The organism is Pseudobutyrivibrio xylanivorans DSM 14809, from assembly GCF_900141825.1.
Taxonomy (GTDB): domain Bacteria; phylum Bacillota; class Clostridia; order Lachnospirales; family Lachnospiraceae; genus Pseudobutyrivibrio; species Pseudobutyrivibrio xylanivorans.
Genome location: NZ_FQYQ01000049.1, coordinates 1 through 3,017, shown reverse-complemented (window position 1 = coordinate 3,017; position 3,017 = coordinate 1). Strand labels below are relative to the sequence as shown.

Here is a 3,017-nt window from a genome sequence, read left to right as displayed (position 1 = left end):
TGTTGATTGTCAAGTAGATTTGACCCGCTTTTTCGTTTAGTTCTGACCCACCAGTGATGATTTTACTGGGTGGGTCAGTTTTTTTGTTATTCCTATTTTTTATACTTTGTTTTGACCCACCTCTTAGTGAGCAATTATCTGATAACCATCATTATGAAGTGAAGTCTGATCAATAATAATGGTTCTATCTATGACATTCATATTTACATACTTGCTGATTTCTAAAAGCTTATCTCCAATTAGCTCCTGGATGAGCTTATCCATTGCCACAGCTTTCGAATTATCATTAGGAAATGGTATTGCTTCCATTTCTTGGTGTGGAGCACAAAGCTCATCAAAACTCATAAACACTTCATCTTCAACACACTTATGAAAGGTGAACTTGTTTAATGCTGTATCGAAGCCAAGCATTTCATTTGTTTTCATTCTTTTGAATACACAAGTAGGATTTTTAATCTTATAATCTTTCTTCAGCTTATTGTATAATTCGTCTTTCCCATGCTGGTTATACAATTCAGCAAGGTTTTGAAGATTTTCATTTGTTATTTTCAACATAAGTTTTCCCTTTTATAATTTAACACTCTTTTTTGACCCTTTGACACGATAACTGTCGCCCGTTATACTAATGACGTGACAGTGGTGAAGAACTCGGTCAAGAATTGCGGTCGCTGCAAGCTGACCTGTAAACAATTCATCCCATCTTCCCATTGGTAAATTTGTAGTAATGATGAGGGAGCCTTTTTCGTATCGTTGGCGAATGATTTGAAAAAATAGGCTCTCTTTTTCTTTGTCCATTTTTATGTATGACAATTCATCAATTATAAGCAGTTCTATCTTTTTCAGTTCCTTTAAGGTTTCCTGTAATCGTCCCTCTATCATGGAAATGTGTAACTGATCTACAAGTTCTTTAGCATTAACAAACATTACTTTATATCCAGCTTTGCATGCGTTTCTGCCAATGCCTGTGGCAATCATACTTTTTCCTACACCAGGAGGACCAATAATTATTACGTTCTCTTTTGCTTCAATAAATCTCAGTGAGCCAAGCTCATCGATTTTCGATTTGTCCAAAGACCTGTTGAACGAATAGTCTATTTCACTTAAAGATGCTATGGTGTCAAAATTTGCCTTAGCAATAAGTTTTGCAGTTCGACGCTGTTCTTTACCTTCATCTTCAGCTATTAGAAGTTTGATTAGAAAATCTTCATAATCAAGCTTATCTGTTTTAGCTTCTTCAATCAGGTCAACGTATTGCTCTCGAATATCAACAAGCTTAAACTTCTTAAGCTTTTCAGTGATAAATGCTTTCTTATCAACTACATCAGAAGTCTTCATTGAGTCACCTCCTTAGTTGATTCTTCATAATAACTGCAATCTCGAATCAATTCATTTTTGGTAGATGACTGTACTTTAGCCTCATTAGGTAATATCAGGTAACCGCTGTTGTAATCTCTAAGAAGGGCTCTAAATGATGTGATATCCATCATGTCTTCTTCGATAGCAACGCCGATGAAGTAATCAAGAACGTTATCATCATACAGTTCCTGAAGTTCAAGAATTCTTCTGGCATGATGCGTTGGCTGATCAAATCTATGACCTGCAGCTTCCAGATACCTAGAACCGTTTCTAAAACGTTCTGTAAAGTCTCTTCTAATCTGTGGGATAGAAGTATTTACCTTTGGAGCAATCTGCGCATAATGTTCATCATTTGTGAGAACATTTCTTTTACTTTCAAAAGCCTCTTGCCGCAAAATTAAATGCTCGTTTTTATCGTATACTTCAATTCGAAATCCATAGATAATTCTGTAGAAGACATTTCTGTCGACATATGTGACCGGAACACTGTATTTGTTTCCTTCAATACTCACAAAGCTATCTGGACTAACTTTTCTAGTTTTTAATGCATCCAGATGATAGTGAGTCTTGGGGAGTTCTAACAAAGTGCCTTTTTCTTCCAATAAGTAATGCTGGTTTGGAATACGTCCAGTTGTTGAATGTGTTTCACTGCACCAGTCATCTACAAATTTCTTACCTCGATGATTCAATTCCTCCATCGTAGCGAAAGAATTACCCTTTATAAACTGTTCTTCAATGTACTTAAAGGGACGTTCGATTTTACCTTTCTTTCGTGGCCAGTAGCATGGGCATGCATTAAGTTCTGTGCCCAGGTGCTTAGCCACCATTAAGGCGTGTGGATTATACCTTATTTCTGCTTCAGACCTAGGGTTGTTCTCAAGAACAAGTGCTTTGGGATTGTCTATCAACAATTCCAAGGTGACACCACCTAAATCATCAAAAAGCTCCTGAATTGCTTCGTAAATAGCTGCAGCATCCGATTTCAAAGAAAAGCAAACAGCCTTCTTTCTTGATGCCGATAAAATCATTGCAAAGCAATACACTTTTCGGTATCGCGAGCCGATCAGCACTTCATACTCAGTCCAATCAAACTGAGCCTGATCCCCACAAGGACTTTCATGCCTTACGGTAGCTCGTTTGCTGATGTGGTATCCAACATCCTCATCAATCTTGTTAAGGAAACGATATACAGGTCCAATACTGCCTTGATATCCTATAGCTTTCAGTTCTCTAAAGATTCTTGTGCCATTAAAGTTATAGGGTTCACATCTCCATTCAATGATTTGTTCCTTATAGGCATCAATCTTTGAATGATAGATCTTTCGGTTATAACTTGGAGGCTTATCCATTGCAAGAAGCCTTTTCACTGTGTTGCGTGAGATACCAAGGAGTTGAGCTGTAGCGCGTTTCGACTTCGTTTGCTTGTACACTTTCTGTACAGCTGCCCAATCTTCCAAGTCTTTCACCTCTTTTTTCTCCTTTCCGTATATACGAATTGATATACGAAAAGTATTGTATTTTTCTTAAAGAGGGGGGTCAATTCTAAGTATTAAATTTTCAAGGAACAACAATTATAATATATGACAACAGGATTTACTTGTTATATCTGGTGGCTCAATTCTGAGCGTAAATCCTGGGTCAGTTTTAAGTGTAAATCAACA

The 3,017-nt window shown here is 37.1% G+C and carries 3 protein-coding genes; all 3 read right to left on the bottom strand.

The window, feature by feature from the left end; translation table 11 throughout:
* Positions 1-123: 123 nt before the first annotated feature.
* Genes BUA88_RS15725 through istA form a run of 3 tightly spaced genes read right to left on the bottom strand, consistent with a single transcriptional unit; the run spans position 124 to position 2,822 of the window.
* Positions 124-555 carry a hypothetical protein gene (locus BUA88_RS15725; RefSeq protein ID WP_072919706.1) on the bottom strand — a complete coding sequence of 144 codons (432 nt, stop codon included), beginning with the start codon at positions 553-555 and terminating at the stop codon, positions 124-126.
* 12 nt (positions 556-567) lie between these two features.
* A complete protein-coding gene (gene istB / locus BUA88_RS15720) occupies positions 568-1,335 on the bottom strand; it encodes an IS21-like element helper ATPase IstB (protein ID WP_072919703.1) in 768 nt (255 codons plus the stop codon).
* Positions 1,332-2,822: an IS21 family transposase gene (gene istA, locus BUA88_RS15715; protein ID WP_072919701.1), complete on the bottom strand. Its 1,491-nt coding sequence runs from the start codon at positions 2,820-2,822 to the stop codon at positions 1,332-1,334. The genes istB and istA overlap by 4 nt, the downstream gene beginning before the upstream one ends.
* Positions 2,823-3,017 lie beyond the last annotated feature (195 nt).

What these genes read in the sequence shown, in the direction of transcription:
- BUA88_RS15725 (WP_072919706.1), bottom strand. Translation starts at nt 555, where the DNA reads ATGTTGAAAATAACAAATGAAAATCTTCAAAACCTTGCTGAATTGTAT.
- istB (WP_072919703.1), bottom strand. Translation starts at nt 1,335, where the DNA reads ATGAAGACTTCTGATGTAGTTGATAAGAAAGCATTTATCACTGAAAAG.